The sequence below is a fragment of the Trinickia sp. genome (genome assembly GCF_036503415.1).
In the GTDB taxonomy this organism is placed as follows: Bacteria; Pseudomonadota; Gammaproteobacteria; order Burkholderiales; family Burkholderiaceae; genus Trinickia.
Genome location: NZ_DASXWY010000094.1, coordinates 1 through 3,173 on the forward strand (window position 1 = coordinate 1; position 3,173 = coordinate 3,173).

Annotated in this window: 2 protein-coding genes; both read left to right on the forward strand. The window is 60.8% G+C overall.

Annotated elements, in window-relative coordinates; genetic code table 11:
* Positions 1 to 116 precede the first annotated feature (116 nt).
* The gene (locus VGL01_RS13220; RefSeq protein ID WP_331569975.1) at positions 117 to 1,742 is read left to right on the forward strand and encodes an L-lactate permease; all 1,626 of its coding nucleotides are present in this window, start codon (positions 117 to 119) and stop codon (positions 1,740 to 1,742) included.
* Between the two features lie 672 nt (positions 1,743 to 2,414).
* Complete coding sequence (locus tag VGL01_RS13225) at positions 2,415 to 2,858, forward strand: WapI family immunity protein (RefSeq protein ID WP_331569977.1); 444 nt, start codon at positions 2,415 to 2,417, stop codon at positions 2,856 to 2,858.
* Positions 2,859 to 3,173: the final 315 nt, after the last annotated feature.

A 3,173-nucleotide genomic window follows, 5' to 3' on the forward strand; every position in this document is an offset into this window, starting at 1 on the left:
ACGCATCCACACAAGCGCTTATTGCGATATCAAATATCTTACCTACACTGCGAAAGGTACCGCACCGCGGTCACGCGTCTCCCGGCGATATTTAAAAACAAACCGGAGTCTCATCTATGTTCCAGCAAATTCTCAATCCGACCGGCAGCTTGTTCGCGTCGTGGCTGCTGGCGCTGGTACCGGTGATCATTCTGCTGGTACTACTCGCGGTCTTCAAGCTTTCTGCCTGGATTTCCGTGCTGCTCGGCGCGATTGTCACCTTTATCCTCGCCGTCGCGGTATGGGGGATGCCGCTGAGCACGGGGATCCGGGCCTATATCTATGGCTCGCTGACGGGCATCTGGGCGGTCGACTGGATTACGTTCTGGGGTGTCATGCTTTTCAATTCGCTGACGCTCACCGGTGTGTTCGACCATTTCCGGCGCTGGCTCACCGCCCAGGGCACGGCGGACGTCAGGGCACAGACCATGCTGTTTGCCTGGGCTTTCGGCGCCTTGCTCGAGGGGCTTGTCGGGTTCGGCTACCCTTGGGCGTTCGTGGCGCCGATTCTGATCGCGCTTGGCATTCCCGATCTCGACGCGATCCGCGTTGCCGCGATCGCCAATAATGCCCCGGTCTCCTACGGCGCGCTCGGTGTGCCGATCATTGCCCTGGCAGCCGTGACGGGCCTGCCAATACTCGCGCTTTCCGCCTCGGTCGCGCATATCGTGGTGGTGCTCGCGTTGCTGCCGCCCTGGGTGTTGATCTATCTGGTCTCCGGACGAACCGGCTTGCGTGACGGCTGGCCGCTCGCGGTGGTTGGCTCGCTCGGCTACATCGCCGGACAATATCCGGTCGCGGTTTATCTGGGACCCTATCTGCCCGATGTGACCGGTTCGATCGTTTGCTTTGCCGCCCTGCTCGTGCTGCTCAAATTCTGGCGCCCGAAAACCGTGCTCGGCTATGGCGGCAAGCCGGTCGATGCGGCGGCGGCGGCACTTAGCAACGCGCCGCACGGACTTTCGAGGGCGCAGGTGTTCCGCGCCTGGCTGCCCTTTATTGTGCTGATCGTGGTGGTGGTCCTGTGGACCGGCCCATGGTCGCCGCTGCCCAAGATAGTCTGGCTCAAGCTCGCGGTCACGGCAGGCTCCTCGATTCGCCCGGGCACTCAAGTGAGCGCCGTCTTCGCTTTCGCGCCTTTCATCGGCGGCACGGCGATCTTCGCCGCATGGCTCATCACCACCCTGCTGATCGGCATGAAGCCCGCGCAATATGCGGAAGCCTTCCGCCGCACCTGGCATCAGATGTGGGGCGCCTTGTTGGTAGGCGTCTTCATCTTCGGCCTCGCGTACATCTTCAATTTCTCGGGCATGGCGGCCTCCCTTGCCGAGGGATTCTCAAAGATCGGTGTCGCCTTCATCGTCGTTGCGCCGATTCTCGGCTGGATCGGTGTGGCGCTGTCTGGCAGCAATACGTCCACCAACGCAATGTTCGGCTTCTTTCAGGTAACGGTCGGGCGCTTGCTCGGCTTCCCCACGCTGCTCCTGCCGTCGCTCAACTCGGTGGGCGCCGAGGTTGGAAAGCCGGTTGCGCCGCAGACCGCGAGTGTGGGCGTGTCGACCAGCCGTTTCGTGCGTAACGAAGGAGAAGTAATCCGGCACAACATGGGATGGACATTCATCATGCTTCTCTACCTCATCATCATCGGGGTGGGTTTCTACGTGTTCGCCCCGGGCTTGATGACGCTGGCAGGCGGCGGTTAGCGCGGATTCAGGTGCTCGCGAGACGTTTCACCGCCACTCGGCTGGATACGAATTCAATTGCGGACGGGACGGTACGCCCGTCCGCTCGCGCATTGAACCTCACCTTGTTCGGCAGATCCCGGGGCACGTAACTGGACCCGTTGTCGCCGTCGTCGGGGCGTTGCTGCTGTGGGTAGTCTTTGCGGATTCGGCGCAACAGCAACCCAACGTCATCGCCCAACGTCCAGTTCACGCCTTCTCCCTTTTGCTGCTCCCATTGCAAGCGCGGTTTCTCGTCGCGCGAATATCAAACGCGATTTGCGCGGGCCTGCGTGGCTGACGATATATGACGGGAGTCGTATAACGCTGTTGATCAATGACCGTTTCGGCCAATCGAATGGCCGTTTGCGGAGTGGATCCGACGTCCGAACGTCCGGGCGATGAGGCGGGCGGATGGCGTCTCATGGCCGAATCCGGGCGACGACGAGGCGTGCACCGCACCGCTGGCAAACGCGAGGCGGACGACAGATGCCGACCCGTTGCTGCCGCTCGCGTACGTTAGATCGAGTGGCAGAAACCGGACGTCCGAAAACGCCCGCGGTTAGCCGATATGGCCGATATACTTCTAACCGAGCAGATCTATCGTGCAAAGCCGCATCAACCGAATCCGATGAAATGTCCGGGCAACCTCACGTGAATCTGGGCGAACCTAGCTTGCAAATTGCGAACTTGAAGCTCTGGGTCCACCACCGCCAATTTCCGTTGGCTCAAGATTACTGGGATGGAAACTGGTTGCATGTGACCGCGCGATGCGACTCCGCAAGTTCATCGGTTGCGACAGTCGGCCCCATCATTCACTTAGGCGAGTTGGTGAGGCTCCTTGATGAATGTGAACGTCTCTACGAGTCTCTATCGGGGGTTGCAAAGCTTGATTGCATTGAGCCAAACCTCGGCGTTACCTTGACCGCGAAGACAGGCGGACGCATCGACGTGCAGATTGACATCACGCCCGATCAGATGTCGGAGAGGCACGAGTTCAAGGAATCGTTTGACCAAACGTACTTGCCGGCAATCATCCGGCAGTGCCGCGAAATTCTAATTGAGTACCCGGTGCGCGAGCCGAAAAACGGGAGCTGATTAGCGTAAGTTAATTCCCATTTGCCGCGAACTCTTCCGCGGCCTGTTGAACTGCCCCGAAAACTGCCTTTCGTGAACGTCCGCTCTTGGCCGAGTCCGGTCCGATGATGAAACGGCAAAGCCGCTCGCCGTCGCCCCGGACTGTGACCGTCGCAAGCTGGCGGTTGCCGGACCGGATGCATGCTGGAAGGCGCCGCCTTTGCGCGGCGCACGCCACAAGCGGCCGTCAGCAAGCTGAAGCGAAGCTTGGTGGAGAGCGGACGTCCCGGCCGCTACGCCGAGCCCGGCCCGCGCCCCGCGTGTGCCAATGCCAGC